This is a genomic window from Pseudomonas sp. TE4620, from assembly GCF_056279045.1.
Genome location: NZ_JBWBQO010000001.1, coordinates 2,009,305 through 2,034,597, shown reverse-complemented (window position 1 = coordinate 2,034,597; position 25,293 = coordinate 2,009,305). Strand labels below are relative to the sequence as shown.

Genomic DNA, 25,293 nt, shown 5'->3' with positions numbered 1-25,293 from the left:
GGGTCCTTAAACGGTTTGCACAGGGGAAATCAGCGCCCGCTTGGCCAGCAGGCGGTCGAGCCAGTCCGGGTCCATTTCCGGCTCGCTGGAGAACAACAAGCCGGTGTAGTCGCGGTGCGGTGGGGTAAAGATCGCCTCGCGGCTGCCGTGATCGACCACCTGCCCGCGCTGCATCACCAGCACCTCGTCGGCGATGGCGCGCACGGTGGCGACGTCGTGGGTGATGAACAGATAAGCCACGCCCAGTTGCTGCTGGATGCGGGTGAGCAGCTTCAGAACGCCTTCGGCCACCAGTTGATCGAGGGCCGAGGTAACTTCGTCGCAGATGATCAGCTGCGGCTCGGCCGCCAGCGCCCGAGCGATGCAGATGCGCTGCTTCTGCCCGCCGGACAGCTCGCGGGGCTGGCGGTCCATGTAGCGCGCCGGGTCGAGCTCGATCATCTCCAGCAGTTCGGCGACCCGCTGGCGCAGGGCCTGGCCTTTGAGGCCGAGGTAGAAGCTCAGCGGCCGGCCGATGATGTCGACGATGCGCTGGCGCGGGTTGAGGGCGGTGTCGGGGATCTGGTAGATCATCTGCACCCGGCGCAGTTGCTCTTTGCTGCGCTGGCGATAATCGGCCGGCAGCGCTTCACCGTCATACAACACCTGGCCTGAAGTCGACGGCAACAGGCCGGTGATCAGCCGCGCGGTTGAGCTCTTGCCGCTGCCCGACTCACCGATCACCGCCAGGGTCTGGCCGCGATGGAGCGTGAGCGAGACCTCATGCAGCACCGGCTGGTGGCCATAACTGGCACTGGCCTTGCGCACCTCCAGCAGCGGCGTCGCCTGCGCCGGGTACGGCTTGGGTTCGGTACGAAAGCTGCGTACCGCCCACAGCGACTTGGTGTAATCCTGCTGAGGGGTGTCGAGCATGGTCCGGGTGTCGGCCTCTTCCACCAGCTTGCCGTGGCGCAGGACCATGATGCGGTCGGCCATCTGCGCCACCACCGCCAGGTCGTGGCTGATGTACAGGGCGGCGCTGTCGTAGGTTTTCAGCGCCTCGCGAATCGCCGCCAGCACTTCGATCTGGGTGGTGACGTCCAGCGCCGTGGTTGGTTCGTCGAAGATGATCAAGTCCGGGTGGCAGGCCATGGCCATGGCGGTCATGACCCGTTGTAACTGGCCGCCGGAGACCTGGTGGGGGTAACGCTGGCCGATCTGTTCGGGGTTGGGCAGGCGCAGCACGCGGTACAGCTCGACCGCTTCGGCTTGCGCCTTGGCACGGTCGATACCGCCGTTCTTCACCGCGGTCTCGACATGCTGGTCGATCAGCCGGTGTGCCGGGTTGAACGAGGCCGCCGCGCTTTGCGCAACATAGGCGATACGCAGGCCGCGCAACTTGCGCAGGGCTTCGGGCTTGGCGCCGACCAGCTCCCGGCCGTCGAAGCGCACCGAGCCACCGGTGATGCGGCAACCGTCGCGCACATAGCCCATGGCGGCCAGCCCCAGGGTCGACTTGCCCGCCCCCGATTCACCAATCAGACCCAGTACTTCGCCGCGTTGCAGGCTTAGGTCGATGCCCTTGATCAGTGGGTGCCAGGTGTCCTGGTAATGGCCTTCGATGCGCAGGTCGCGGATGTCCAGCAGCGGCTTGTCAGTTGAATGTACGCTCATGCTCAGCACTCCTTCAGGCCACTGGATTGATGCAGCACCCAGTCCACGACAAAGTTGACGCTGACGGTGATCAGCGCCACCGCCAGGGCCGGCAGCAACGGGCTGATATCGCCGAAAGTAATCAGCACGGCGTTGTCGCGGACCATGCTGCCCCAGTCGGCGGTTGGCGGCTGGATGCCCAGGCCCAGGAACGACAGCGCACTGATGAACAAAAACACAAAGCAAAAGCGCAGGCCGAACTCGGCAATCAGCGGCGCAGCGGCATTGGGCAGCACCTCGCGGCTGACCAGCCACCACAGCCCCTCGCCACGAAGCCGGGCGGCCTCGACGAAGTCCTGGACCACCACGGTCATCGCCACCGCCCGCGACAGGCGAAACACCCGGGTAGCATCGAGCAACGCGATCACCAGCACCAGCGAGGTGGCATTGGTGCCAACCACGCTGAGGATCAGCAAGGCGAAGATCAGCTGCGGGATGGCCATGAGGATATCCACCAGGCGCGACAGGCCCTGGTCGATCCAGCCGCCCCTGATCGCCGCCACCAGGCCGCAGAAACCGCCGACGGCAAAGGCCAGCAAGGTGGTCAGGAAGGCGATCCCCAGGGTGTTGCGCGCGCCATACACCAGGCGGCTGAACATGTCGCGGCCAAGGTTATCGGTGCCCAGCAGGAACTGCCCGCCCCAGGGTGCGAAGCCCTCGCCAACCACTTCGGTCTCGCCAAACGGCGCCAGCACCGGCGCGAACAACGCCACCAGAATGTAGGCAACAATCACCAACAGGCCGAACTGGGCGCTCAACGGCGCCCGCAACAACGCTTTGATCAGGCTCATGGCTTACCCCTTCGGATGCATCAGGCGTGGGTTGCTGGCAATCGACAGCACGTCGGCCGTGGTATTGAGCAGAATGTAGGTGGCGGCGAAGATCAGGCTGCACGCCTGCACCACCGGGATGTCGCGCTTGGACACCGAATCGACCAGCAACTGGCCGAGCCCCGGGTAGACGAACACCACCTCGACCACCACCACGCCAACCACCAGGTAGGCCAGGTTCAGCGCCACCACGTTGATGATCGGTGCCAGGGCATTGGGCAAGGCGTGGTGGAAGATGATCCGCGCCTGGCTGATGCCCTTGAGCCGGGCCATCTCGATATACGGGCTGGCCAGCAGGTTGATCAAGGCCGCGCGGGTCATGCGCATCATCTGTGCGATCACCACCAGGCTCAGGGTCAGCACCGGCAGCAGCGACCGCTCCAGCACCTCGGCGAAGGACGCACCCGGGGCCAGGTTGGAGATGCTCGGCAACCAGTTGAGCTTGACCGCGAACACCAGGATCAGGATGTAGGCGACGAAAAACTCCGGGAACGACACCGCACTCAGGGCGCTGGTGTTGAGCAGCCGGTCGAACCAGCTGTTGCGGTACAGCGCCGCGAGCATGCCCAGCAGCAAAGCCACCGGCACCGACACCAGCGCCGCCAGCAAGGCCAGGGTAAAGGTGTTGCCCAGGCGCGTGCCGATCAGCTCGGCAATCGGCCGCTGGTTGGCCAGCGACAGGCCAAGGTCACCGTGCAGCAGTTGCCAGGCCCAGTGGCCGAAGCGGGTCAGCGGCGGCAGGTCCAGGCCCAGTTGGGCGCGAAAGGCGGCGACGGTCTCGGGGGTTGCCGCCTGGCCGAGCATGGCCTGGGCGACGTCGCCCGGGAGCATGCCAACGGCCAGGAAGATGATCACCGACACCGCCAACAGCGCCAGCAGGCCCAGGGCCAGGCGCTGGAGCAGCAGTTTGCAAAGACTATTCACCGTACAGCTCCTCGAACAGGCTCAACGAAAGAAGGTGCAAGCAACGTGTCGGGCTTACGCCTGCCACCAACGCTCGATCAGCCGCAGGCCGTCGAGCTCGCCGTAAGGCGCGGTCAGCCCACCGTGGGCCACCCGTTTGGAGCGCGCGGCCACGGAGTTTGCGAACAGCGGCACGATCGCCCCGCCCTCGTCGCGGCACAGGGCCTGCATTTCGTTGTACATCTCCTGGCGCAGCGGCGCGTTCATCTCGCCGCGGGCGGCGTTGAGCAACTGGTTGAAGCGGGCGTTGTCCCAGTGCGTCTCGTTCCAGGCCGCGCCCTTGGCGTAGCCGATGCTGAACATGCGGTCGGCGGTCAGGCTGCTGTACCAGAACGAGGTGGTGAACGGCTGCTTCATCCACACATTGGAGAAAAAGCCGTCGGCAGGTTCGCGCACCACGTCGATGTCGATGCCAGCCTGGCGCGCCTGTTCCTTGAACAGCACCGAGGCGTCGACCGCGCCGGTGTAGGCGGCGTCGGAGGCCTGCAGGCGCACCTTGAGCGAATCGACCCCGGCCTGGCGCAGATAGAACCGCGCCTTGTCCGGGTCATAGCCGCGCTGCTCCAGGGCGCTATTGATGAAGCGGCTGCCGGGCTGGATCGGGTGATCGTTGCCGATCTGGCCGTAGCCGTAGAGCACCGAGGCCAGCAGGGTTTCACGGTTGATCGCATGCTTGAGCGCCAGGCGGATGTTGTTGTCCTGGAACTGCTGGCTGTCGGTGAGCATCGGGAAGGTGTAGTGCTGGGCGCCCTTGGTCTCTTCGATGACCAGGTTGGGATTACGCTTGAGCAGAGCGACGGTCTTCAGGTCGACCTTGTTGATCACATCGACTTGCCCTGTGACCAGGGCGTTGACCCGCGCCGCGCCATCGGCGATGGCCAGCAGTTCGGCGCTGGCGAAATGCGCGCGGCCGGCTTTCCAGTAATCCGGGCTGCGTTCAAGGTCCATGCGTACGCCGGGCTCGAAGCCCTTGAGGCGATAGCCACCGGTGCCGACCCCGGCCTGCCAGTCGGCGGCGCCGTCCTTGGCCGGCATGATCACCAGATGATAGTCGGCCACCACGTAGGCGAAGTCGGCATTGCCCGAGTGCAGCTCGAACACCACGGTGTCGGTGCCCTGGGCGCTGACCTTGGCGACATCGCCGAGCACGGTCTTGGCCGCCGAGGTGGACTTGTCGCCCAGGTGGTGCTGGATCGAGGCGACCACGTCGCCGGCATCGAGGGTCTTGCCGTTATGGAAGGTCACGCCCTGGCGCAGGGTGAAGGTCCAGACACGCGCGTCGGGGCTGGACTCCCAGCGCTCGGCAAGCTCGGGAATCGCTGTGCCGTCGACGCTGATTTCGCTCAAGGTGTTGTAGACCGCAGAGAAACCGACAAAGGTGAAGGTGTCGCTCCATGAGCCCGGGTCGCGGGAGTCGGTGGTGCTGCCACCGGCCAGGCCCATGCGCAGTACGCCACCGGCTTTCGGGGTGGCCTCCTCGGCCCGGCCGTGCAGCGGCAAACCCAGGGAAAACGCCCCGGCCACGGCCGCCGCAGCGGCGCTGTACTTGAGAAAATCCCGACGCGGCAGGCCGCTGTCGTGCATCGCTTGAGTAATCTTGTTGTTGTTATCGCTCATGGCATTGCCCCTGTAGAACTGCAGAGAAAAGGATTCAGCCAACCTCGCACGCATCGATGCAAATATTTGTAATTGTCATCGTGACAAATACATTAAACTCAAAAACACGTCGCTGCCAATCCCCTTCCTCTGTAGGAGCGGGCTTGCCCCGCGATAGGTTTTTTTCAGTCACATCGATTCGCGGGGCAAGCCCGCTCCCACAAACAAGGGACTTCGCCAGATGAGCCAGTCGACCCGCCTGATCACCGCCTCGTACATCCTCTCGTTCGTGGCCGCCAATGCGCCGCAAAAGCTGCGCACCGAGACCATCGCCAAGTGGGTCAAGACCCACCCCACGCGGGTGCGCAGCCTGGTCTCGCTGATGGTCAAGGCCAATATCCTCAAGTCCTGGCGTGGCGCCCATGGCGGCCTGACCCTGGCCCGCCCGGCCAGCGAGATCACCCTGCGCGAGGTCTATGACGCGGTGCAGGAGAGCTCGCTGATCGCCGAGAAAATCGACAACCCGTTTTCCGGCATGGAAGATCATTGCAAAGTGTTCGAGGTGTTCACCCGCCTGTTCGCCATGCTCGAAGCCAACATGCGTCTGGACCTGGGGGCCATCACCGCCGACCAGTTGTTCGTCGCCTTCGACAAGCCGCAGGACAACATCGGGCAGGCCTGAGCCTGCCCGACACTTCAGAGCTGAATGGCCTTGGTCTCGACGAACTCGGCCAGGCCCTCCTCGCCCCATTCGCGGCCATTGCCCGAGGTCTTGTAGCCGCCGAACGGCGCCTGGTAGTTGAACGCCGCACCATTGATGAAGCACTGCCCGGCGCGCAGTTGCCGGCCCAGTTGCAGGGCCCGCTCGCGGTCGGCCGCCCACACTGCGCTGGACAAACCAAAGGGCGAGTCATTGGCGATGGCCAGCGCTTGCGCCTCATCGGCATAGGGGATCAGGCACAGCACCGGGCCGAAGATCTCTTCCTGGGCGATACGCATGCGGTTGTCGACGTCAGCGAACAGCGTTGGCGCCACGTAGAAGCCACGCTCGAAACCTGGCGCCGTGTCGCCGCCACACAACAGCCGTGCGCCCTCCTCCTGGCCGATGCGGATGTAGTCCAGCACGGTGCGCCGCTGCGCTGCCGAACACATCGGGCCGAGGAAGCTGCCGGGGTCTTGCGGGTCGCCCATGACCAGGCTGCGGGTTTCATCCACGGCGATTGCCAGGGCCTCTTCATAACGGCTGGCCGGCAACAGCATGCGCGTCAGTGCCGTGCAGGTCTGCCCGGAATTGATCATTACGTCCTGCACGCCATAGCGCACCGCGGCTTCCAGGTCGGCGTCGGCGGTGATCAACAACGGCGACTTGCCGCCCAGTTCCAGGCACACGCGCTTGACCGACGGCGCCGCCGCCTGGGCCACGCGCACACCGGCGCCGGTAGAGCCGGTGAACGACACCATGTCGACTTGCGGGTGGCGGGCCAGCGCCTCGCCGACCTTGGCGCCGGGGCCGCTGACCAGGTTGAAGACCCCGGCCGGCAAGCCGATGGCATCGATCATCTCGGCCAGCAAAAAGGCATGCAGCGGGGTTTCCTGGCTCGGCTTGAGCACCACCGTGCAACCGGCGGCCAGGGCCGGGGCGAGCTTGCCGATGAACTGGTGCAGCGGGTAGTTCCAGGGGTTGATGAAGGCGCACACACCGACGGCCTCGCGCACCACCAGCGAGTTGCCGACCTCGCGCACCTCATCCATCAGCCCGGCCAGTTCGATGTACTGCTCAAGGCCGACAATCGGCCCGTCGACCTGCACCGCCCGGCACCATTGCACCGGCATGCCCAGCTCGCTGGTGATCACGGCGGCCATCTCATCGGCGCGGGCCTTGAGCTGCTCGGCCAGGGCGCGGATGAAACCTGCGCGCACGCTGGACGGGGTTTGCGACCAACTGCCAAAGGCATGGCGCGCAGCTGCCACCGCGCGGTTGACGTCGTGCTCGTCGCCCAGCGGCACCCTGCCGGCCACGGCTTCGGTGGCCGGGTTGATCACCTCGGCCAGGCCCTGCCCCGACGGCAGTTGCCAGCTGCCATCGATAAACAGCCGCGAATAGTCAGCCATGAGCCTTGCCCTCCATCAGTTCGGCGGCGCAGCGGGCAATACGCTGGCAAGCCTCGCGCAGCGGTTCGGCGCCGAGCACCAGGCCCAGGCGGATATGCCCGGCGGCGCTGGGGCCGAAGGCTTCGCCGGCAAGTACCGAGACGCCATGGTGATCGAGCAGGCGATAGGAGAACGCCTGGGCGCTAAGGCCGGTTTCGCGGATATCGACCATCACGAACATGCCGCCATCGGGCTTGAGCGCACGCAAGCCCGGGCAATCGGCCAGGCACTCGCAGACCAGGTCACGGCGCTGGCGGTAGGCTTCGCGCATGGCCGCAAGCTCCGGCAGTTGTTGCTCCAGGGCCACCACGGCGGCGTCCTGGATGAAGTCCGGCGAGCCGTAGAGCATGCACAGTGCGAGGTTTTCCAGGTGCGTGGCCAAAGCCTGCGAGCCGACCACCCAGCCCACCCGCCAGCCGGTCATGGCATGGGACTTGGACAAGCTGTTCAAGGTTGCGGTGCGCTCGGCCATGCCCGGCAGGCTGCCGGGGCTGATGTGCTCGCCGTCGTACAGCAGCTCGCTGTAGACCTCATCGGAAATCAGCCACAGGTCATGGGCAATGCACAATTCGGCCAGCGCCTCCCAGGTGCTGCGCGGCAGGCTGGCGCCGGAGGGGTTGTGCGGGCTGTTGAGAGCCAGGGCGCGGGTCTTGGGGGTGATGCGCGCGGCGACATCTTCAGCCTGGACCCGAAAACCGTTCTCCGGGCGCACCGGCACCGGGATCACCGTCGCGCCACAGGCGCCGAACACCGCTTCGTAGGTGACATACATCGGCTCGGCGACAATCACCTCATCACCGGGGTTGAGCAGGCACTGGGCCACGCAGAACAGCGCGCATTGAGCGCCGGCCAGCACGGTTACCTGATCGGCGCCGGTCGGCTGGCCGCTGCGTTGCTGATGGCGGCGGGCAATGGCCTGGCGCAGGGCCAGTTTGCCGCGCACATCGGAGTAATGGGTGTGGCCGCTGCGCAGGCTGTCGATGGCGGCCTCAACGATCGGCGCCGGGGTGTCGAAATCCGGGTCGCCGACCGACAGCAGCAACACGTCCTGGCCTTTTTCCAGCAGCTCAAGGGCGCGGTAGTGAATCTCCCAGGCAGCGGCGCCGTCACCGGCGATACGTTGGGTCAGAGCGGAAAAACGCATGGCAGTCTCCCAAAAATACGGTGTAGGCTCAGCGCGCGCAGGCGTGCTTGAGCTCGATCAGGGTCACGCCATTGCGGGCAAAGCCGCTGCGCAGTTCCCGTTGCAGGTCATCCAGGCTGTGTGGCTGCGCCACGTTGCAGCCAAAGGCCCGGGCCAGGCCGATGAAGTCCGGGTTGCGCGGCAGCACGCCGATCGGCTCGATATCCAGGCCGAGCATGTCGTCGCGAATCTGCCCCAGGGCATCGTTGTTCCACAGCAGGACCACCAGCGGGCGCTCCAGTTCTTCGACCGCAGTGGCCAGTTCCTGGGCGGTGTAGAGGAACCCGCCATCACCGACCAGCACCAGGCCCGGGCGGTCATCCGTGGCGAACATGGCGCCGATACCGGCAGGCAAGCCGTAACCGAGGGTGCCGTAGCCGGTGGGGTGCAGCCAGCTACGGGGCGCGCGGCTGGCATAGACATAGTTGCCGGTGTAGGCCAGCTGGGTCATGTCGGTGCTGATAAAGGCGTTGGCCGGAAGCGCTGCGCCAACCCGGTCCAGGATTGCCTGGTGGATTGCCTGCAGCGGGCCATGGCTGGCCTTGACCGCCTGGCGCAGGCTGGCGACCGCAGCACTGGCGGCAGCGGCATCGCGCGGTGCTGGCGGCAAACGTTCGAGCAACGCCGCGACGGTCTGCCGGGCATCGCCCTGCAAGGCCACCGCACAGGGGTAGAAGTCGTTGAACTTGCGCGGATCGATATCCACCCGCAGCAACTCACCATTGAGTTGCAACCGTTCACGCCAGAAGTCGGTGTCGGCCATTTCGGTGCCGACCGCAAGGATCACATCGGCCTCGGCGATCAGTTGCCAGCCTGGCTCCACGCACAACGCTGAGCCGGCATTGAGCGGCGCATCGGGTGGCAGCAGGCCTTTGCCGGCAACGCTGGTGAACAGCGGCGCGGCCAGGCGGGTGCTCAGTTGTTGCAGCTCCTGGGCCGCGGCCAGGGCACCGCCACCGGCGATGATCATCGGCCGTTTGGCGCCGGCCAATTTGCCTGCGGCCTGATCCAGCACGCTGCTGGCCGGCACGCCCCGGCCCGGGCGGCGCACCACTTCATTGCTCCAGTCGCGGGCGACCGGTGCGGCCAGCACATCCAGCGGCACCGAAATATGCACCGGGCGTGGGCGTTCGCTGTCGAACACCGCGTAAGCACGGGCGATCAGCTCGGGCAGGTCCTCGGCGCTCAGGGCCACCGCAGAAAACGCTGTGATCGGCGCGGTCATGGCGCGCTGGTCCTGGGTTTCGTGCAGGCAGCCCCAGCCTTTGCCGAGGCTCGCGGTATGGTTGACGCTGGAAATCACCAGCATCGGAATCGAATCGGCGTAGGCCTGGCCGATGGCGGTGGCGGCGTTGGTAACCCCGGGGCCCGGTGATGACGAAACACACCCCCGGCTTGCCGCTGACTCGCGCATAACCGTCAGCCATGAAACCCGCGCCCTGCTCATGGCGGGTCAGCACGTGGCGGATACCGCTACCGGGCAGGCCGCGGTAGAGCTCCAGGGTGTGTACCCCGGGAATGCCGAACACGGTATCGACGCCGTAGTTGGCCAACAGGCGCACCAGGGCCTGGCCACCGGTCAATGGGCTGTTGTGCATGTTCATCTCCTTACACCTGGCCGAGGCGAATCAACGCATCGACCGCGGTGGTGCCCTGGGCACCGACCATTAATGGGTTGACATCCAGTTCGAGCAATTGCGCAGCGTTTTCGCAGGCGTAGTCGGCCACCGCACGAATCGCCGCCACCAGCGCCTCGAGGTCCGCCGCTTCACGGCCACGAAAGCCCTGGAGCAAGGCGGCGCTGCGCAGGCCGAGCACGGCCCTGCGGATGGCGCCGTCGGTGGTCGGCAGCAGCAGGCTGGTGCTGTCCTTGAGCAACTCGACGAGGATGCCGCCCGCGCCTATCACCAGCGCCAGGCCGAAGTCGTTCTCGCGCTTGATGCCGACGATCAGCTCGGCCAGCGGCGCGCTGGCCATGGGTTCGAGCAGCACCTGGTCGAACACTACACCCGGTGCATAGGCCGCGATCCGCGTACGCATCTGTTCCAGGGCCGCGCCCAGGGCCTGGGGGTCACGCAGGTTGAGGGCGACGGCGCCGGCTTCGGTCTTGTGCGGCAGTTGCGCGCTGACCGCTTTGAGCACCAAAGGATAGCCAACCGTTTCAGCATCCTTGAGGGCTTGCTCAGGGCTGCTCAACACGCCCTTGGGCACCGCCAGGCCGAACGCCTGCAAGGCTTGCTTGGACTGCCACTCGGTGAGCAGCTCGCCCTCGCCATGCAGTGCCTGCGGGCACAACGGCGCCAATGCCGACTCGCCCAGATCAAGCAGCGCCTGACGCCTGGCCTGGTACGCGGCAATCCGCCCCCAGGCCGCCAGGCCATCCTCGACGCCCTGCAGCGCGGCAATGCCGTGGCCATGCAGGCGCTCGCGGGCAACGGCCGGCAGCAGCTCGGGCAAGGCCGAGGTGACAAAACCGCTCTTGCCGTGGCGTTTGAGCGCCGCGCAGTACAGCTCCAGCAGCAGGTCGCACTCCTTGCGCTCGCCGGTGAACTCGGCCGGGTAGTCGAGCACCAGCATGGCGGCATCGGCCTCGGTGCGCAGGGCGCTGTCGAGCATGCGCTCAAGCGCGCAGGCGTCGCCCCAGATCGCCGTGGTGAAGTCCAGCGGGTTGACCAGGTTGGCATAGCTTGGCAACACCTGGGTCAGCTCGCCGACCTGGCCGTCATCCAGCTTCGGCAGGCTCAGCGCGTTGCGCTCGGCATAGTCGGCGATCAGCCCGGCGTCGCCACCGGAGCAGGCCAGGGCAATCAGCCTGCCGCCCTTGGGCAGCTGGCCGCAGGCGGCGGCCTTGAGGGTTTCGACAAAGCTCACCGGGCCGCTGACGCGGATCACCCCGAGGCGCTCGAACAGGCTGTCGTACAAGGCATCGGAGCCGGACAGCGAGCTGGTGTGGCTCAGCGCCAGTTGCGCGCCGATCTGCGACACCCCGGTTTTCAGGGCGATGATCGGGATGCCCTTTTCCAGCGCCTTGTGCGCGGCGCGGGCAAAGCCCGGCACGTTCTTCAGGCCTTCCAGGTGCAGGCCGATGGCGGTCACCCGCGGCTCATCGAGCAGCGCGTCCATCAGTTCGGCGATACCGATCTGCGCCTGGTTGCCCACCGAGGCCATGTAGGCCACCGGCAGCGAGCGGTCGCTCATCGACAGGTTGTAGGCAAAGTTGCCGCTCTGGGTCAGCACCGCCACGCCCTTCTCCACCGCCTTGCCGCCATGGGCCACCGGCCACAGCGCCGAGCTGTGCAGGTAGTCGAGCAGGCCATAGCAGTTGGGGCCCAGCAGCGCCATGTCGCCGGCGGCCTTGAGCAGTTGCTGTTGCAGGGCCAGGCCTTCGGCGCCGGTTTCGGCAAAGCCCGAGGCGTAGCAAATCGCCCCGCCGGCGCCCTTGGCGGCCAGCTCGGCCACGCAGGTCAGGGTCAGTTCGCGGTTGGTGGCGATGAACACCGCATCCGGCGCACAGGGCAACTCGGCGACGCTGCGCACGCACGGCACGCCATCGAGGCTGTCGTGCTGCGGGTTGACCAGCCACATCTGCCCTGGGTAGCCGCCTTCGGCGCAGCGCTTGAAGGCCCGGGCCATGCTGCGCCCGCCGACGAAGGCCAGGTGGCGCGGAGCGAGCAGGCGTTTGAGGTTGTCTCGTAACATGAGCAGGCTCCTGGTCAGCGCAGCAGCGGGCGCAGCAGTTCACGGGAAATGATGTGCCGCTGGATCTCCGAGGTGCCCTCCCAGACCCGCTCGATGCGCGCATTGCGCCAGATCCGCTCGACCGGCCCTTCGTCCATCAGGCCCATGCCGCCATAGATCTGCACCGCCTCATCGGCGACCTTGCCGAGCACTTCACTGGCAAACAGCTTGGCCATGCCCGCCTCGCCGTCGGTCATCGTGCCCTGGTCCATCTTCCAGGCAGTGTGCAGGGTCAATAGCTCAGCGGCGCGGATTTGCGTGGCCATGTCGGCGAGCTTGAACGAAATGCCCTGGTAGGTGCCGATCGGCTGGCCGAACTGCTTGCGGTCGGCCGCCCATTGCAGCGACACATCCAGGGCGCGCTGGGCCTGGCCAACACAGTTGGCGGCGACCATCACCCGCCCGGCGGTTAGCCAGGCGTTGGCCACTTCCCAGCCCTTGCCGACCTCACCCAGCACCTTGCTGGCCGGCACCTTGCAGTCATCGAAGAACAGCTCGAAGGTGTGATAGCCGCGGTTGCTCACGCACTTGGGGCCGCGGCGGATGGTCATGCCCGGGGTGCCGCGGTCGACCAGAAAGGCGGTCACCGCGTTGCGCGTCTTGCCGTTGTGCTGGTAGGTGTCGGTGACGGCGAAGACAATGGCGAAATCGGCATGCCCGGCATGGCTGATAAAGTGCTTGCTGCCGTTGAGCACAAAGTTGTCGCCCTCGCGCACAGCGCGGGTCTTGATCGCGTTGGCATCGGAGCCGGCGCCAGGCTCGGTGAGGGCAAAGCAGTCGGTCTTCTCGCCCTGGATGCACGGCAGCAGGTAGTCGTTGATCTGTTCGTCCTTGCAGGCCATGAGGATCTTCGACGGCCGCGCGACAAACACATGCAGGGCCCACGACACCTTCGACAGCTCGCGCTCGATCAGCGCCTGGGACAGGTAATCGAGACCGCCACCGCCGACTTCCTCAGGCATGTTGAAGGCATAGAAGCCAGCGGCGATGGCCTTGCCACGAATCTGCGCGGCGAGCTCCGGCGACACCTCGTCGGCGCGGTCGACCGCCTCTTCATGGGGCAATAACTCCTTGGCGACAAAACTGCGTACCGCTTCCACCAACATTTGTTGTTCTTGGGTCAGTTGGAAATTCATGAGTCGATCCTGAAGAAGTGCTTGTAAGTGTTTATTTGCCAACGAAATTAGCAGTGCGCTTCTCGACGGCGGCGCGCAACGCTTCGGCGCCGTCTGCGCTGCGCCCGCACAGCAGCCCGGCGGCAAGCTCAGCCTGTAGCTGCTCGCCCAGGGTGCGCTGGGCGCCGTCGCGGATCAGCTGCTTGGTCTGGGCGAAGGCGAAGGTCGGGCCCTTGGCCAGGCGCCCGGCAAGTTCTGCGGTCACCGCCAGCAATTGCTCATCGGCGCACACCTCGCCGACCAGCCCGGCCGCCAGGGCCCGCTCGGCGCCCCACAGCTCATCGAGAAACAGCAGGCGCTTGGCCTGTTCGCTGCCGATCAGCCGTGGCAGGTGCCAGCTGGCGCCGGCATCCGGGCTGTAGGCCATGCTGGTGTAGCCAGCCTTGAACCGCGCCGAGGCTGCTGCTACGCGCAGGTCGCAGCACAGGGTCAGGTCCATGCCGGCGCCGACGGCGGTGCCGTTGATGGCGGCGATGGTGGGCTTGTCGAGGCTGTGCAGGCGCTGCATCAAGGCATGGGCAGTTTCGGTCCAGCCGTAGCTTTCCAGCGCGCCGCGGGCTTCGGCCTCGGCCCATTCGGCAAGGTCTGCGCCGGCGCAGAAGCTGCGGCCAGTGCCGGTCAGCACCACCACACGCACGGCCGGGTCGGCGTTATGGGCGTCGAGCAAGGCATGCAGGTTTTTCAGGCTGGGGATGTCCAGCGCGTTGCGCTGGTCGGGGCGGTTGAGGGTGATCCAGGCAATGCCGGCTTCGACCTGGCTGAGCAGCGACGCAGGAGGGGTCATGGGTGGCCTCGAATTATTGTGGTTGGCGTTAGAGGTATGACGTGAGGCCATACTAAACGAGTGTTCAACAAGGAGACAATCGGTTGCACTACTTGCTGTAACAGGTGAAGTAACAGAGCTATCTTTTTGTTTTTAAAAGATTTAAATATTTACATGAAGAAGTAATGGCCGCGCCTGTTACAACTTTGTACAACCTATCGCGGGGCAAGCCCGCTCCTACATTTACAGGTAGGAGCGGCTTGCCCCGCGATGGGTTTACACCGACGGCGCCAACACCGCCTGGCGCTTGCGGTGGATGATGAAGTACGCCGCGTAACACACGGCGATGAAACCAAAACCCCAGTACAGCGACGGCCGCTGGGTTTCGTCCAGGGCCAGGAACACGAACAGCGAACTGCACAGGGTGATGCACAGCAGCGGCACCAGCGGGAACAGCGGCGCGCGGTACTTGAGGTCGGCCAGCTTGCCGCCATCGCGCAGGTACGCACGGCGGAATTTGTACTGGGCCAGGGCAATGACGATCCAGGTCACGGTGCCGGACATGCCGCTCACCGCCATCAGCACCATGAACAAGGTGTCGGCGGCAACGAAGCTGGTCATCAGCGACACCAGGGCAAAGCACAGGGTGATGCTCAGGGCCCGCAGCGGCACGCCGCGCTTGCTCAAGGGCGACAGGCTCTTGGGCGCCATGCCGGTCTTGGACATGGCCCAGAGGATGCGCGTCGAGGCATACAGGCCGGAGTTGCCCACCGACAGGATCGCGGTAAGGATGACGAAGTTCATCAGGTCGGCGGCGTAAGGGATGCCGACCATGTCGAACACCTGCACGAACGGGCTCTCCATCAGCCCGGCCTGCTGCCACGGCACGATGGCCGAAAGCACAACGATGGCCAGCACGTAGAAGATCAGTACGCGGAACACCACGTTGCGCACCGCCCGCGGGATGCTCTTTTCCGGCTGGTCGGTTTCACCGGCGGCCACGCCCATGATCTCGCAGCCCTGGAAGGCATAGACCACGGTCATCATCACCGCGAACACCGCCGACAGGCCGTTGGGGAACATCGAGTCGCCGATCAGGTTGTTCATCATCGGCGCCGGCTCGCCGCTGGTCAGCGGGATCGCGCCGAAGATCACCAGCACGCCGACGATGATAAACCCGAGGATCGCCGCCACCTTGATCCCCGAGAACCAGTACTCGGCTTCGCCAAAGGCGCGGGTGGCCAGGGCATTGAGGCCAAACAGCACCACCACGAACAGCGCCGACCAGTACCAGATCGGCACCTCGGGGAACCAGCGCACCATCAGCATGCCGGCGGCGGTGAACTCAAGGCCGACGGTGGTGGCCCAGCTCATCCAGTACACCCAGCCGATCATGAAGCCGGTGGCCGGGCCGATGAATTTGGTCGCGTGGGTCTGGAACGAGCCGGACACCGGCATCTGCACCGACAGCTCGCCCAGGCAGACCATCACCAGGTACATCAGAAAACCGGCCACCAGGTAGGCGAGGATCGCGCCCATGGGCCCGCCCTGGTTGATGGTCACCCCCGAGCCCATGAACAGCCCGGTACCGATCACCCCGCCCAGCGACAGCATGAAGATGTGCCGGCTTTTCAGCGCACGGGTCAGGTGGATGCCTTTACGGTCAGTAGAGTCAGTCATGTCGGCACCTCAACAGTGGTTGAAGCGCGAGAGGGACAGGCGATGGTGCGAGGACGGCTGAGCTTTACGGCAGTTCATTATTATTATCTCCAATAAGCTTCGAAGACCGCGTGCAGCGGTTGCCGTCGATTATTGGAAAGCGATGTAAGCTGGCGTTGTACCTGAAGATCGAAGATGTAAAAAGTCGTAAGGTTTTTGTACGTCAGCTCTGGATCAACTGTTTGAGGGTCTGTGCGGCCAGGCGCAACTGCTCGGTCAGGGGTGCTTGCAATGCATTCAGGGCCGCCTGGTGCTTACCCAGCGCTGCTGCCTCGAGCCCGCGCAGTACCGTCGCCAGGCCGCTAAAACCCAGAGAGTCGCTGCTGCCGGCGAGGCGATGGGCCAGGTGTGCGACCTCGGTACAGTCACCGGCCTTGAGCGCCTCGGCCAGCGCGCCTTGGTGCTGTTCGAGGGCATCGCGCAGCACCGTCAGCAAACCCTGGACTTTCTGTTCGCCGAGCAGGCTGCGATGGGTGTCGAGCAGCGCCCAGTCCATGCCCTGCCCGGCCGTCGCCGCCTCGACCACCACCCCCTGTTGCGCCAGCGCCTGGCGCAGGCTGTCGAGCTTCAGCGGCTTGGCGAGGATGCCCTGCATGCCCGCCGCAAGAAATCCGCGCACCAGCGCCGGTTGCACGCTGGCGGTCAGCGCCAGGATCCGGCAAGCGCGGTTCGGCCCGGGAATGCGGCGGATCTGCCGGCACAGCTCGACGCCACTGATACCCGGCAGGTGCACATCGAGCAGGATCAGCTCGAAGCGCCGCTGGGCGCAGAGCTCCAGCGCCTGTTCACCGTCTTCGGCCATCCACAGGCGGTGGCCGTCACGCTGCAGCAGGCCGCGCACCACCTCGCGGTTGAGCTCGACGTCTTCGACCACAAGAATATCCAGGGCCTGCACCGCTGCCGCCGGCAGCAGCGCCGGGGCCTCGGCGGCCGCCGCTTGCAGCTGCAGCTCGAACCAGAAACAACTGCCCTGGCCCTCAACGCTTTCAAGACCGATGCGCCCACCGAGCAGCTCGACCAGGTGCTTGCAGATCGCCAGGCCCAGGCCGGTGCCGCCGTAACGCCGGGCCACGGCGTCGCTGGCCTGGACGAAGCGATCGAAAATCCGCCCCTGCACCGGCGCAGCGATGCCGATGCCGTTGTCGCGCACGCTGACCCGCAACTGTTGGCGGCCTTGCGCCTGGTCCAGCACCTGGACATCGACACTCACCTCGCCGGCCTCGGTGAACTTGATGGCGTTGGCCAGCAAGTTGCTAAGCACCTGACGCAAAAACTGCTCGGCGCCGTGCTGGCGAGGCGCCAACTGGCTATCGATGCGACAGCGCAGCACCGTATCGTTGTTCAGCGCTCGCGGCTCGAGCAGGGTCATGACCTCGTCGCATAATTGGCGCAGGGAGAAGTCCACCGGCTCCGGGTGGCTTTCGCCCTCTTCCAGGCGGGCGAAATACAGCACTTCGTTAAGGATGGTCAGCAAACCTTCGCCGGCTTTGTACAGGGCATCCAGGCGCTTGCGGTCACGGGCGTCGAGGTCCGCTTCGCGCAGCAGTTCGGCCATGCCGAGGATGCCGTTGAGCGGGGTGCGCAGTTCATGGCTCATGGTTGCCAGGAAGCGCGACTTGGCCAGGTTCGCCGCCTCGGCCTCCTCCTTGGCATGCATCAGGCTGGCGGTGCGGCGCTCGACCATCTTCTGCAGTTCGTCGCGTTTGTCCTGCAGGGCCAGGCGGTCGATTTCACGGCGATCGATATCGCTGAGAATATTGCGCCGCATGTCGTCCAGGGCGTGGGCCACGGTATCGATTTCGTCTTCGCGGCTGGAGCGGCGCTTGTCCAGGCGCAGCGGCTCCTGCAAATCGCCGGCGCCTATACGGCGGGCAAACTCGGCCATCACCTGCAGGTGGCGGGTGACCAGGCGGTAGAACAACCCCGACAGGGCCACGGCCAGGCCGCAGAGGAACACGCTCATCCACAACAGGCTGGCCAGCCCGGTGGCGAACAGGCGTCGGTGCACCGCGCCCAGGTCGATGCTGACTTCCAGCTCGCCCAAATGGCGTGGCGGCCCTGACGGCGGCTGGTAGTCGAGGGCGAAACGCTCGATGCGCAGCGGCCCTTGCGGCGCGGCCTCGCCCTGCAGCAAGTCGAAATCGGCGCTGCTCAGGCGCACCCGCGCCACATCGGAGAAGTCCACCAGGCCGCGCAATTGCACGTTCAGTTGCTCCTGGTTGAGGTCCCAGAGGCTGCGCTCAAGGCTTGCCAGGTAGCCGGCACGAATCAGCGCCATGCGCGAATCGATGTCGCGCATCTCGCGGCGGTACTCGAAATACAACTGCACGGTGCTGGCCAGCACGGTAAAGCACAGGCTGAACAACAGGATGAACAGCAGCAGGCGCCGCAGCAGGCCACCGGGTTGCAGGCGCATCAACGGGCGTCCGCCGGCAGGTTGACCATGTCGCGGTAGGTGACTTCGCTTTGTTCCAGCCAGCGCTGGATCTCACCGTTGTCGGTCATGCGCTGCAACTGCTCGTCGATTTGCGCCATGTGCTGGCTCAAGGGTGAATGACGCGACACCGCCACCCGCAGGTAGTCGACGCTCAGCGCGGTGGGCAAGGCCTGGATGTCCTGGGCGCCAGGCAGGTGTTCGACAAACAATTGGCCGGTGCGCCGCTCCTGGATGACGAAATCGATGCGCCCGCGAATCAGCTTGCCGAAATTCTGCTGGCTGTCGGAGACCCACTCGATGTTCTGGTGGCGGGCGACGAAGCGGTCGAAGTCAGGGCCGTAGCTTTCGCCGAACAACAGCCCGCCGCGGTAGCTGGCAAGGTCTTCAAGGCGCTCGAATTTCACCGGCCGCTGGCGGTTGAAAAACACCGCCACCTCTTCGCGCAGCACTGGCACCGTGGAAAAACGCATGCCCTGGTCGCGCTGGTCGCTGTTGTAGGCCAACACCACGTCGACCCGGCCTTCGGCGGCATCGAGCAGGCAGCGCTTCCAGTTGCCGAGCACGACGATCTCCACCTCATAGCCCAGGCGCGCGAACAACTGGCGTACCACGGTCGGCGCCAGGCCGCGCACCTGCTTGCCGTCACTCCAGGAGACCGGCGGGTACACCGGGTAGTCGCAATAGCGGATGCGCTCGGCGCCCTGGGCCTGGGCGCCGAGCACCAGCAGGGCCAGCCATAACCACCGCCACATGCGCTCAGGCCGCCACGCTGGCGGTAAACAGGTAACCGGCGCCGTGAATGGTGATGATCAACTGCGGTTCGGCCGGGTCATCGTGCAACTTGCGTCGCAAGCGGCCGACCAGCACATCGATGGAGCGGTCGTTGGGCACCCATTCGCGGTTGCGGATCTGGTCCATCAACTGGTCGCGGCTGAGGGTATGGCCGCTGTTGCGCAGGAACACGCTGAGCAGCTGGAACTCGCCATGGGTCAGCAGGGTTTCGCCGCCCTGGGGGTCGATCAGGCGCCGGCGGTCGGTGTCCAGGGCCCAGTCGGCAAACTGCTTGAGCGGATGATTGGCGCCACTGGGCGGCTTGCCGGCCTGGGCATGGCGCACCCGGCGCACCAGGTTCTTGGCCCGCGACACCAGCTCGCGCGGGTTCAGCGGTTTGATCACGTAGTCGTCGGCGCCGCATTCCAGGCCAACGATGCGGTCGATGTCATCGTTGCGGCCAGTGATGAGGATGATGCCGACTTCCGAGCGCACCCGCAGTTCGCGGGTCAGGGTCAGGCCATCCTTGCCCGGCAGACGGATGTCGAGCATGACCAGGTCGACGGCCTGCTCGCCAAGAAAATGCTCGGCCTGCTCCGCCGTGGCGGCGCAGTGCACGTCGTAGCCTTCCTGGGACAGGTAGGCGTGCAGCAAGTCGCGAATCAGCGGATCGTCATCGACGACCAGTACCCGAGGCGTCATTGCGTGTTGTCTCTTATAAAAATTGTTGTATGACTCACGACAGCAGCGTACCCATTACTGAACGACCGATCAACAGCCCTCGATCAGGGTGAAGCGCCGGCGCCCACCGGCTTGCAAACCATCGACCCAGGCCTCGCAGATCTGCACGCCCTGCTCGGGGGTGAAGGTCCCGGGGTTGAGCCCCGACTCCAGCCACAGGCCGTCAAGCAAGGCACTCAGGCTGATGGCCGCAAGGTCGGCGTTGAATGCCTGCCAGCCCTCCTCTGTGGCCAGGTCCGCCAGCAGCCGGCCCAGTTCGTTGCGGTACTCGCCGTAGGAATGATCGTGCACCTGGTTGATCGCCTCGGCGGTTTTCACCGCGCCCCAGAACGCCAGCCAGGCATCGAGCAGTTGCGGGTCGAGCAATTCGGCGCAGAACGAGGCGCGAAAGAACGCCGACAGCCGTTCGCGGGCATTGGGCGCGGCCTGGGCCATGGCTTCGCGGATCAGCCCCATGACCCGGCCGGTGACCGCCATGTAGGCCTCGGCGACCAGTTCGTCCTTGCCCGAATAGTGATGGCTGATCAACCCCACCGAGACGCCGGCCTCGGCGGAGATCTTGCGGATCGAGGCGCCCTGGAAGCCGTGGCGTTTCAGGCACACCAGGGTCGCTTCGACCAGGTTGGCCTTGCGCAACTCCGGGACCATACGGCTGTAACGGGCTTCCTGAGACATAGGGTTTCTCGAACAGAGTGAGTTGCAGGAACCCGGTGGGAGCGGGCCTTGCCCCGCGATCGAGCGCGAAGCGGTCGTAAAAGCGGCCAATGCGGTGTGTCTGCTTGCACCGTGTCGACAGGTTTTACTGCTGCTTCGCAGCAGATCGCGGGGCAAGGCCCGCTCCCACAGGATTGCGTATTGAACGACTGTACAACAACTGCTGATCAGTCGCGATAGCCCGGCGCCACCCGATCGAGCAGACGCAGCAACGCCGACCAGGCCAGTTGCATGCCGTCCGGATCGCTCAGCTCACCTTCCTTCAGCGGCCGCGCCGGTTCGTTGAACTGGCGTTCGGTGTGGGCACAGACTTCTTCCGATGGCAGCACCAGCTCGCCGGCCGCCATCGCCGTGAGCTGGATCTCGCAGGCTTTTTCCAGGTAGTACATGCGCAGGAACGCCTCGCTGACACTGCGCCCGACACTGAGCAAGCCATGGTTGCGCAAAATCAGCACCGCCTTGTCACCCAGGTCATCGACCAGGCGCGCTTGTTCGGCCATGTCCAGGGCGATGCCTTCGTAGTCGTGGTAGGCGACCTTGCCGTGGAATTCCATGGAAATCTGGTTGACCGCCAGCAACCCGCACTTGAGCGCCGCCAGCGCGCAGCCGGCCTTGGTGTGCGTGTGCAGCACGCACTGGGCGTCTTCGCGGGCACCGTGGATGGCACTGTGAATGACAAAACCGGCCGGGTTCACCGGGTACGGCGAAGCCTCCACCGCCCTGCCCGCCAGGTCGATCTTGACCAGGTTAGAGGCGCTGATTTCATCGAACATCAAACCATAGGGGTTGATCAGAAAATGATGCTCGGGGCCGGGAATGCGCACCGAGATATGAGTGAAGATCAGATCGGTCATGCGAAAGTGCGCGATCAATCGATAGCAGGCGGCCAGTTCCTGGCGCAGGCGGATTTCAGTCTCGGTCATTATTGTTGTCCTCAGGCGAAAAACTGGCCAGACAATAGGGCTGGACACCGTACGATGTCCAGCCACAGGGGTTAGCGACTGGCCCAGGCGTTGAAGCGCTCTTCCAGCTCATCGCCGTGATCGACCCAGAACTCGACGTTCATCGACAGTGCGCCCTCAAGGTTCTGCCTGGACGTCGGCACCCAGCTCGCCAGCTTCGGATCAAGCTCGGCGGCAGCCTGGGTGTTGGTCGGCCCGTAGGGGATTTGCTTGACGTAGCGCACCTGGGTGTCGGGCTGGTTGGCGAAGGCGATCAGGCGCTTAGCCTGGTCGACATGCCTGGAGCCCTTGATGATCGCCCAGTAGTCCATGCCGTACAGGCTGCCCGGCCACACCAGGGCCAGCGGGCTGCCCTCCTGGGCGGCGACGGCGACCCGACCGCTGTAGGTCGAGGTCATGACCACGTCGCCGGCGCTCAGCCACTGCGCCGGTTGCGCGCCGGCTTCCCACCACTGGATATAGGGCTTGAGCTCGCTGAGCTTGTTGAAGGCGCGGTCGACACCCTCGGGGGTGGCCAGGACCTTGTAGACGTCCTCGACCTTGACCCCGTCGGCCATCAGCGCGAACTCCAGGTTGTACACCGCACGCTTGCGCAGGCCGCGCTTGCCGGGGATTTTCTTGACGTCCCAGAAATCCGCCCACGAGGCCGGCGCCTGGGCCAGCTTGTTGCGGTCGTAGGCAATCGCCACGCTCCACACCAGCACCGCCGAGCCGCACTCCTGGGCGGCGTCGGGTATCAGCTGTTCAGCACGCCCGAGCTGGGTCCAGTCGAGGCGCTCGTACATGCCCTCGTCGCAGCCGCGCATCAGGTCCGGGCCTTCGATCTGCACCAGGTCCCAATCGACGTTGCCGGTATCGACCATGACCTTGATCCGGGCCATTTCGCCGTTGTATTCACTCTGGATCAACGTGCTGCCGTCCTGGGCACTGAAAGGCTTGAAGATCGCCGCATCCTGGGCTTTCTGGCCGGCGCCGCCATAGGCGACCACGACCATGTCCGGTGCTGCCTGGACGCCGCCGACCGCAAGGGCAAGCAACCAGGGAGAGAGCTTGAGCAGGTTCGATTTCATCAATGCTTCCTCTTGCCGGTACCACGTGATGCGTGGCCCGTTTTCTTGTTGTTGTGAGGTGTGCCCCAGGACCCGGGGTGATTTGCAAACTAGTCAAAGGCCAGTAAAAAAACAAGTTGATTTTTTACTGGCGGTACACTTCTATAGAAAAATAATAACAACACCCCGCTGGAGCCTGACCCGCATGTCGACCTTCGCGCACCTGTTCGAACCGCTGCACATCCGTGGCAAACGCCTGAAGAACCGCATCATGTCCAGCGGCCACGACACCTCGATGCCCACCGACAACCTGGTCAACGAGCGCCTGATTGCCTACCACCAGGCCCGTGCCGCCGGCGGCGTCGGCCTGATCGTGCTGCAGGTGGCCGGGGTGCACGACAGTGCGCGCTACACCTCGCACGTGTTGATGGCCACCGACGATGCCTGCATCGACGGCTACCGCCAACTGGCCGAGACCTGCCATGCCCACGGCACCGTGGTGCTGTCGCAGATCTTCCACCCCGGGCGGGAAATCATGGAGTCCAGCGACGGCTTGCTGGCCGTGGCCTACTCGGCCTCGGCGGTGCCCAACGAGCGTTTTCGGGTGATGCCACGGGCGCTGGACCAGGCCATGATCGACGAGATCGTTGCCGGCTATGCCGCTGCGGCCCGGCGCCTGCACCAGGCCGGCATCGATGGCGTCGAGGTGGTGGCCAGCCACGGCTACCTGCCGGCGCAGTTCATCAACCCACGGGTCAACCGCCGCAGCGATGGCTACAACGGTGAGCTGCAGCAACGCCTGCGCTTTGTCCGTGAAGTAATCGCCGCAGTGCGGGCGGCGACGGCAGACGACTTCATCATCGGCCTGCGCATCAGCGCCGATGAGCGCGACGCCGAGGGCCTGACCGAGGATGAGTCGCTGGCGGCGGTGAAGCTGCTTCAAGCAGAGCTGGACTACGTGCATATCGTCGCCGGCACCTCGGCCTCGCTCGGCGGCGCCGTGCACATCGTCCCGCCCATGGCTATCGAGGCGGCGTACCTGGCGCGCGAGGCCGGGACCTTCAAGGCGCAACTGAGCATTCCGCTGTTCGTCACCGGGCGCATCAACCAGCCCCAGGAAGCCGAACTGATCCTCGCCCGTGGCCAGGCCGATGTCTGCGGCATGACCCGCGCGCTGATCTGCGACCCGCAAATGCCCAACAAGACCCGCACTGAGCGCGTTGAAGATGTACGCGCCTGCATCGCCTGCAACCAGGCCTGCATCGGCCACTTTCACAAGGGCCTGCCGATCTCGTGCATCCAGCATCCGGAAACCGGGCGTGAGCAGCAGTTCGGCAGCCTGCAGCCGGCAGTTGTGCGCAAGCGCATCATGATCGCCGGTGGCGGCCCGGCCGGCATGAAGGCGGCGGCAGTGGCGGCAGCGCGCGGCCACGACGTGACTTTGTACGAAGCCAGCACACAGCTGGGCGGCCAGGTGCTGCTCGCGCAATTGCTGCCGCGCCGGGCCGAATTCGGCGGCGCCAGCACCAACCTGCAACGGGAGATGCAGTTGGCCGGGGTCAAGGTGGTGCGTAATACCCGGGTGGATCGCGCCCTGGTCGAGCGCGAACAGCCAGACCTGGTGATCGTCGCCACCGGCGCCGAACCCTACTGGCCGGCCTTCGAGCGCGGTGGCGAACTGCAGGTGCTCGATGCCTGGCAGGTCCTGCGTGGCGAGGCCCGGCCCGGGCGCTCGGTGCTGGTGGTCGACTGGCGCTGCGACTGGATCGGCCCGGGCATCGCCGAGCGCCTGGTGCGTGAAGGCCACCAGGTGCAACTGGCGGTCAATGGCACCCACTGCGGCGAAAGCCTGCCGCTGTACGTGCGCGACCAGATGGCCGGCGAACTGCACAAGCTGGGTATCCCGATCACCCCCTATGCGCGCCTGTACGGCTGCGACGACACCACCGTGTACCTGCAACACACCGCCAGCGGCGAGCCGATGATCTTCGAAGACATCGACACCCTGGTGCTGTGCCAGGGCCATCAGCCGGTCGATACCCTGGCCGCTGAACTGCACGGCCTGGTCGAGGTAAAACGCATCGGCGACTGCCTGGCCCCGCGCACGGTGGAAGAAGCCGTCTACGACGGTTTGAAGGTCGCCTGGAGCCTGTAAGCCTGTTTATACTCCGGGGCTTTGACAGTGCGGTTCGGAGCACGCCATGAGCAACAGCAGCAAGACGCCGCCCGCCGCCAGCCAGGAAGGCACCAGCACCGCGCATTTTCTCGGCACACGCATCCGCGGCCTGCGCAAGCGCCGCGGCATGACCCTGGCCGAGCTTGCCGAGCAGAGCGAGCTGACCGCCGGCTACATCAGCCAGCTGGAGCGCAACCTCTCCTACCCGTCGATCCCGGCGCTGTTCAACATCGCCCGCAGCCTGGGCGTGACCATCCAGTGGTTTTTCGCCAGCGAAGCCAGTACTGCCCCGGAAGACAACGGCTACGTGGTGCGCAAGCACAGCCGCCTGAGCGTGCACTACGAAGACGGCATCGTCGACCAGTTGCTGACCCCGCAACCCAACCGCCAGCTGGAAATCCTCCACTCGCGCTTCCCGCCGGGCACCTACAGCCAGCAAAGCTACAGCCATGACGGCGAAGAAGCCGGCTACCTGCTGTCCGGCAGTTTCGAGCTGTGGGTTGGCGAGCGCTATTTTCAGCTCGGCGAAGGCGACAGCTTCAGTTTTTCCAGCCAGGAGCCGCACCGTTACGGCAACCCCGGCGAAGTGGATGCGGTGGTGATCTGGGTGATCACCCCGCCGACGTTCTGATA

19 protein-coding genes and 1 pseudogene are annotated in these 25,293 nt (G+C 65.3%); 3 read left to right on the top strand and 17 right to left on the bottom strand.

Going from position 1 to position 25,293, the window contains the following annotated elements:
- Nucleotides 1-6: 6 nt before the first annotated feature.
- Genes ACZ9A3_RS09560 through ACZ9A3_RS09545 form a run of 4 tightly spaced genes read right to left on the bottom strand, consistent with a single transcriptional unit; the run spans nt 7 to nt 5,102 of the window.
- Nucleotides 7-1,653, bottom strand: a complete 1,647-nt coding sequence (locus ACZ9A3_RS09560) for an ABC transporter ATP-binding protein (RefSeq protein WP_476252454.1) — start codon at nt 1,651-1,653, stop codon at nt 7-9.
- 2 nt (nt 1,654-1,655) lie between these two features.
- Nucleotides 1,656-2,483: an ABC transporter permease gene (locus ACZ9A3_RS09555; protein ID WP_093383204.1), complete on the bottom strand. Its 828-nt coding sequence runs from the start codon at nt 2,481-2,483 to the stop codon at nt 1,656-1,658.
- Nucleotides 2,484-2,486: 3 nt separating this feature from the next.
- Entirely contained in the window at nt 2,487-3,446 is a 960-nt protein-coding gene (locus ACZ9A3_RS09550; protein ID WP_093383207.1) for an ABC transporter permease, read from the bottom strand.
- A gap of 54 nt (nt 3,447-3,500) precedes the next feature.
- Entirely contained in the window at nt 3,501-5,102 is a 1,602-nt protein-coding gene (locus ACZ9A3_RS09545; protein ID WP_093383210.1) for an ABC transporter substrate-binding protein, read from the bottom strand.
- A 220-nt stretch (nt 5,103-5,322) separates the two neighbouring features.
- Here ACZ9A3_RS09545 and ACZ9A3_RS09540 point away from each other — a divergent pair, with 220 nt between their 5' ends.
- Nucleotides 5,323-5,763, top strand: coding sequence for an Rrf2 family transcriptional regulator (locus ACZ9A3_RS09540; protein ID WP_093383213.1), 441 nt, complete (start codon nt 5,323-5,325; stop codon nt 5,761-5,763).
- Between the two features lie 14 nt (nt 5,764-5,777).
- Here the strand turns inward: ACZ9A3_RS09540 and ACZ9A3_RS09535 are convergent, their stop codons facing one another.
- From ACZ9A3_RS09535 to ACZ9A3_RS09475, 13 genes and pseudogenes are all read right to left on the bottom strand, one after another.
- Complete coding sequence (locus ACZ9A3_RS09535; RefSeq protein ID WP_476252453.1) at nt 5,778-7,193, bottom strand: aldehyde dehydrogenase family protein; 1,416 nt, start codon at nt 7,191-7,193, stop codon at nt 5,778-5,780.
- Complete coding sequence (locus ACZ9A3_RS09530; RefSeq protein WP_476252452.1) at nt 7,186-8,376, bottom strand: pyridoxal phosphate-dependent aminotransferase; 1,191 nt, start codon at nt 8,374-8,376, stop codon at nt 7,186-7,188. The genes ACZ9A3_RS09535 and ACZ9A3_RS09530 overlap by 8 nt, the downstream gene beginning before the upstream one ends.
- Before the next feature lie 28 nt (nt 8,377-8,404).
- A pseudogene (locus ACZ9A3_RS09525) lies at nt 8,405-10,013 on the bottom strand (5-guanidino-2-oxopentanoate decarboxylase).
- Between the two features lie 10 nt (nt 10,014-10,023).
- Nucleotides 10,024-12,114 (bottom strand): acetate--CoA ligase family protein, encoded by a 2,091-nt coding sequence (locus ACZ9A3_RS09520; protein WP_476252451.1) that lies wholly within the window; start codon nt 12,112-12,114, stop codon nt 10,024-10,026.
- A 14-nt stretch (nt 12,115-12,128) separates the two neighbouring features.
- A complete protein-coding gene (locus ACZ9A3_RS09515) occupies nt 12,129-13,289 on the bottom strand; it encodes an acyl-CoA dehydrogenase family protein (protein WP_045198812.1) in 1,161 nt (386 codons plus the stop codon).
- Between the two features lie 31 nt (nt 13,290-13,320).
- Nucleotides 13,321-14,112 (bottom strand): enoyl-CoA hydratase/isomerase family protein, encoded by a 792-nt coding sequence (locus ACZ9A3_RS09510; protein ID WP_258597645.1) that lies wholly within the window; start codon nt 14,110-14,112, stop codon nt 13,321-13,323.
- A gap of 255 nt (nt 14,113-14,367) precedes the next feature.
- Nucleotides 14,368-15,771, bottom strand: coding sequence for an amino acid permease (locus ACZ9A3_RS09505; RefSeq protein ID WP_045198808.1), 1,404 nt, complete (start codon nt 15,769-15,771; stop codon nt 14,368-14,370).
- A gap of 202 nt (nt 15,772-15,973) precedes the next feature.
- A complete protein-coding gene (locus tag ACZ9A3_RS09500) occupies nt 15,974-18,229 on the bottom strand; it encodes an ATP-binding protein (RefSeq protein WP_476252450.1) in 2,256 nt (751 codons plus the stop codon).
- Nucleotides 18,226-18,999: a substrate-binding periplasmic protein gene (locus ACZ9A3_RS09495; protein ID WP_258597643.1), complete on the bottom strand. Its 774-nt coding sequence runs from the start codon at nt 18,997-18,999 to the stop codon at nt 18,226-18,228. The genes ACZ9A3_RS09500 and ACZ9A3_RS09495 overlap by 4 nt, the downstream gene beginning before the upstream one ends.
- A 4-nt stretch (nt 19,000-19,003) precedes the next feature.
- Nucleotides 19,004-19,720 carry a response regulator gene (locus ACZ9A3_RS09490; RefSeq protein WP_045198803.1) on the bottom strand — a complete coding sequence of 239 codons (717 nt, stop codon included), beginning with the start codon at nt 19,718-19,720 and terminating at the stop codon, nt 19,004-19,006.
- 69 nt (nt 19,721-19,789) lie between these two features.
- Nucleotides 19,790-20,434 carry a TetR family transcriptional regulator C-terminal domain-containing protein gene (locus ACZ9A3_RS09485; RefSeq protein WP_093383240.1) on the bottom strand — a complete coding sequence of 215 codons (645 nt, stop codon included), beginning with the start codon at nt 20,432-20,434 and terminating at the stop codon, nt 19,790-19,792.
- 206 nt (nt 20,435-20,640) lie between these two features.
- Nucleotides 20,641-21,396, bottom strand: coding sequence for a class II aldolase/adducin family protein (locus ACZ9A3_RS09480; RefSeq protein ID WP_045198799.1), 756 nt, complete (start codon nt 21,394-21,396; stop codon nt 20,641-20,643).
- A gap of 71 nt (nt 21,397-21,467) precedes the next feature.
- Entirely contained in the window at nt 21,468-22,505 is a 1,038-nt protein-coding gene (locus ACZ9A3_RS09475) for an ABC transporter substrate-binding protein (RefSeq protein WP_258597641.1), read from the bottom strand.
- Nucleotides 22,506-22,689: 184 nt separating this feature from the next.
- Here ACZ9A3_RS09475 and ACZ9A3_RS09470 point away from each other — a divergent pair, with 184 nt between their 5' ends.
- Both ACZ9A3_RS09470 and ACZ9A3_RS09465 read left to right on the top strand, forming a co-directional pair.
- Nucleotides 22,690-24,639: an oxidoreductase gene (locus ACZ9A3_RS09470; protein ID WP_476252449.1), complete on the top strand. Its 1,950-nt coding sequence runs from the start codon at nt 22,690-22,692 to the stop codon at nt 24,637-24,639.
- A 46-nt stretch (nt 24,640-24,685) separates the two neighbouring features.
- Nucleotides 24,686-25,291, top strand: a complete 606-nt coding sequence (locus ACZ9A3_RS09465) for a helix-turn-helix domain-containing protein (RefSeq protein WP_045198793.1) — start codon at nt 24,686-24,688, stop codon at nt 25,289-25,291.
- Nucleotides 25,292-25,293 lie beyond the last annotated feature (2 nt).

Excerpts from the sequence above, each read along its gene's own strand:
- ACZ9A3_RS09560 (WP_476252454.1), bottom strand. The coding sequence starts at position 1,653 with ATGAGCGTACATTCAACTGACAAGCCGCTGCTGGACATCCGCGACCTG.
- ACZ9A3_RS09555 (WP_093383204.1), bottom strand. The coding sequence starts at position 2,483 with ATGAGCCTGATCAAAGCGTTGTTGCGGGCGCCGTTGAGCGCCCAGTTC.
- ACZ9A3_RS09545 (WP_093383210.1), bottom strand. The coding sequence starts at position 5,102 with ATGAGCGATAACAACAACAAGATTACTCAAGCGATGCACGACAGCGGC.
- ACZ9A3_RS09540 (WP_093383213.1), top strand. The coding sequence starts at position 5,323 with ATGAGCCAGTCGACCCGCCTGATCACCGCCTCGTACATCCTCTCGTTC.
- ACZ9A3_RS09535 (WP_476252453.1), bottom strand. The coding sequence starts at position 7,193 with ATGGCTGACTATTCGCGGCTGTTTATCGATGGCAGCTGGCAACTGCCG.
- ACZ9A3_RS09530 (WP_476252452.1), bottom strand. The coding sequence starts at position 8,376 with ATGCGTTTTTCCGCTCTGACCCAACGTATCGCCGGTGACGGCGCCGCT.
- ACZ9A3_RS09520 (WP_476252451.1), bottom strand. The coding sequence starts at position 12,114 with ATGTTACGAGACAACCTCAAACGCCTGCTCGCTCCGCGCCACCTGGCC.
- ACZ9A3_RS09515 (WP_045198812.1), bottom strand. The coding sequence starts at position 13,289 with ATGAATTTCCAACTGACCCAAGAACAACAAATGTTGGTGGAAGCGGTA.
- ACZ9A3_RS09510 (WP_258597645.1), bottom strand. The coding sequence starts at position 14,112 with ATGACCCCTCCTGCGTCGCTGCTCAGCCAGGTCGAAGCCGGCATTGCC.
- ACZ9A3_RS09505 (WP_045198808.1), bottom strand. The coding sequence starts at position 15,771 with ATGACTGACTCTACTGACCGTAAAGGCATCCACCTGACCCGTGCGCTG.
- ACZ9A3_RS09495 (WP_258597643.1), bottom strand. The coding sequence starts at position 18,999 with ATGTGGCGGTGGTTATGGCTGGCCCTGCTGGTGCTCGGCGCCCAGGCC.
- ACZ9A3_RS09490 (WP_045198803.1), bottom strand. The coding sequence starts at position 19,720 with ATGACGCCTCGGGTACTGGTCGTCGATGACGATCCGCTGATTCGCGAC.
- ACZ9A3_RS09485 (WP_093383240.1), bottom strand. The coding sequence starts at position 20,434 with ATGTCTCAGGAAGCCCGTTACAGCCGTATGGTCCCGGAGTTGCGCAAG.
- ACZ9A3_RS09480 (WP_045198799.1), bottom strand. The coding sequence starts at position 21,396 with ATGACCGAGACTGAAATCCGCCTGCGCCAGGAACTGGCCGCCTGCTAT.
- ACZ9A3_RS09475 (WP_258597641.1), bottom strand. The coding sequence starts at position 22,505 with ATGAAATCGAACCTGCTCAAGCTCTCTCCCTGGTTGCTTGCCCTTGCG.
- ACZ9A3_RS09470 (WP_476252449.1), top strand. The coding sequence starts at position 22,690 with ATGTCGACCTTCGCGCACCTGTTCGAACCGCTGCACATCCGTGGCAAA.
- ACZ9A3_RS09465 (WP_045198793.1), top strand. The coding sequence starts at position 24,686 with ATGAGCAACAGCAGCAAGACGCCGCCCGCCGCCAGCCAGGAAGGCACC.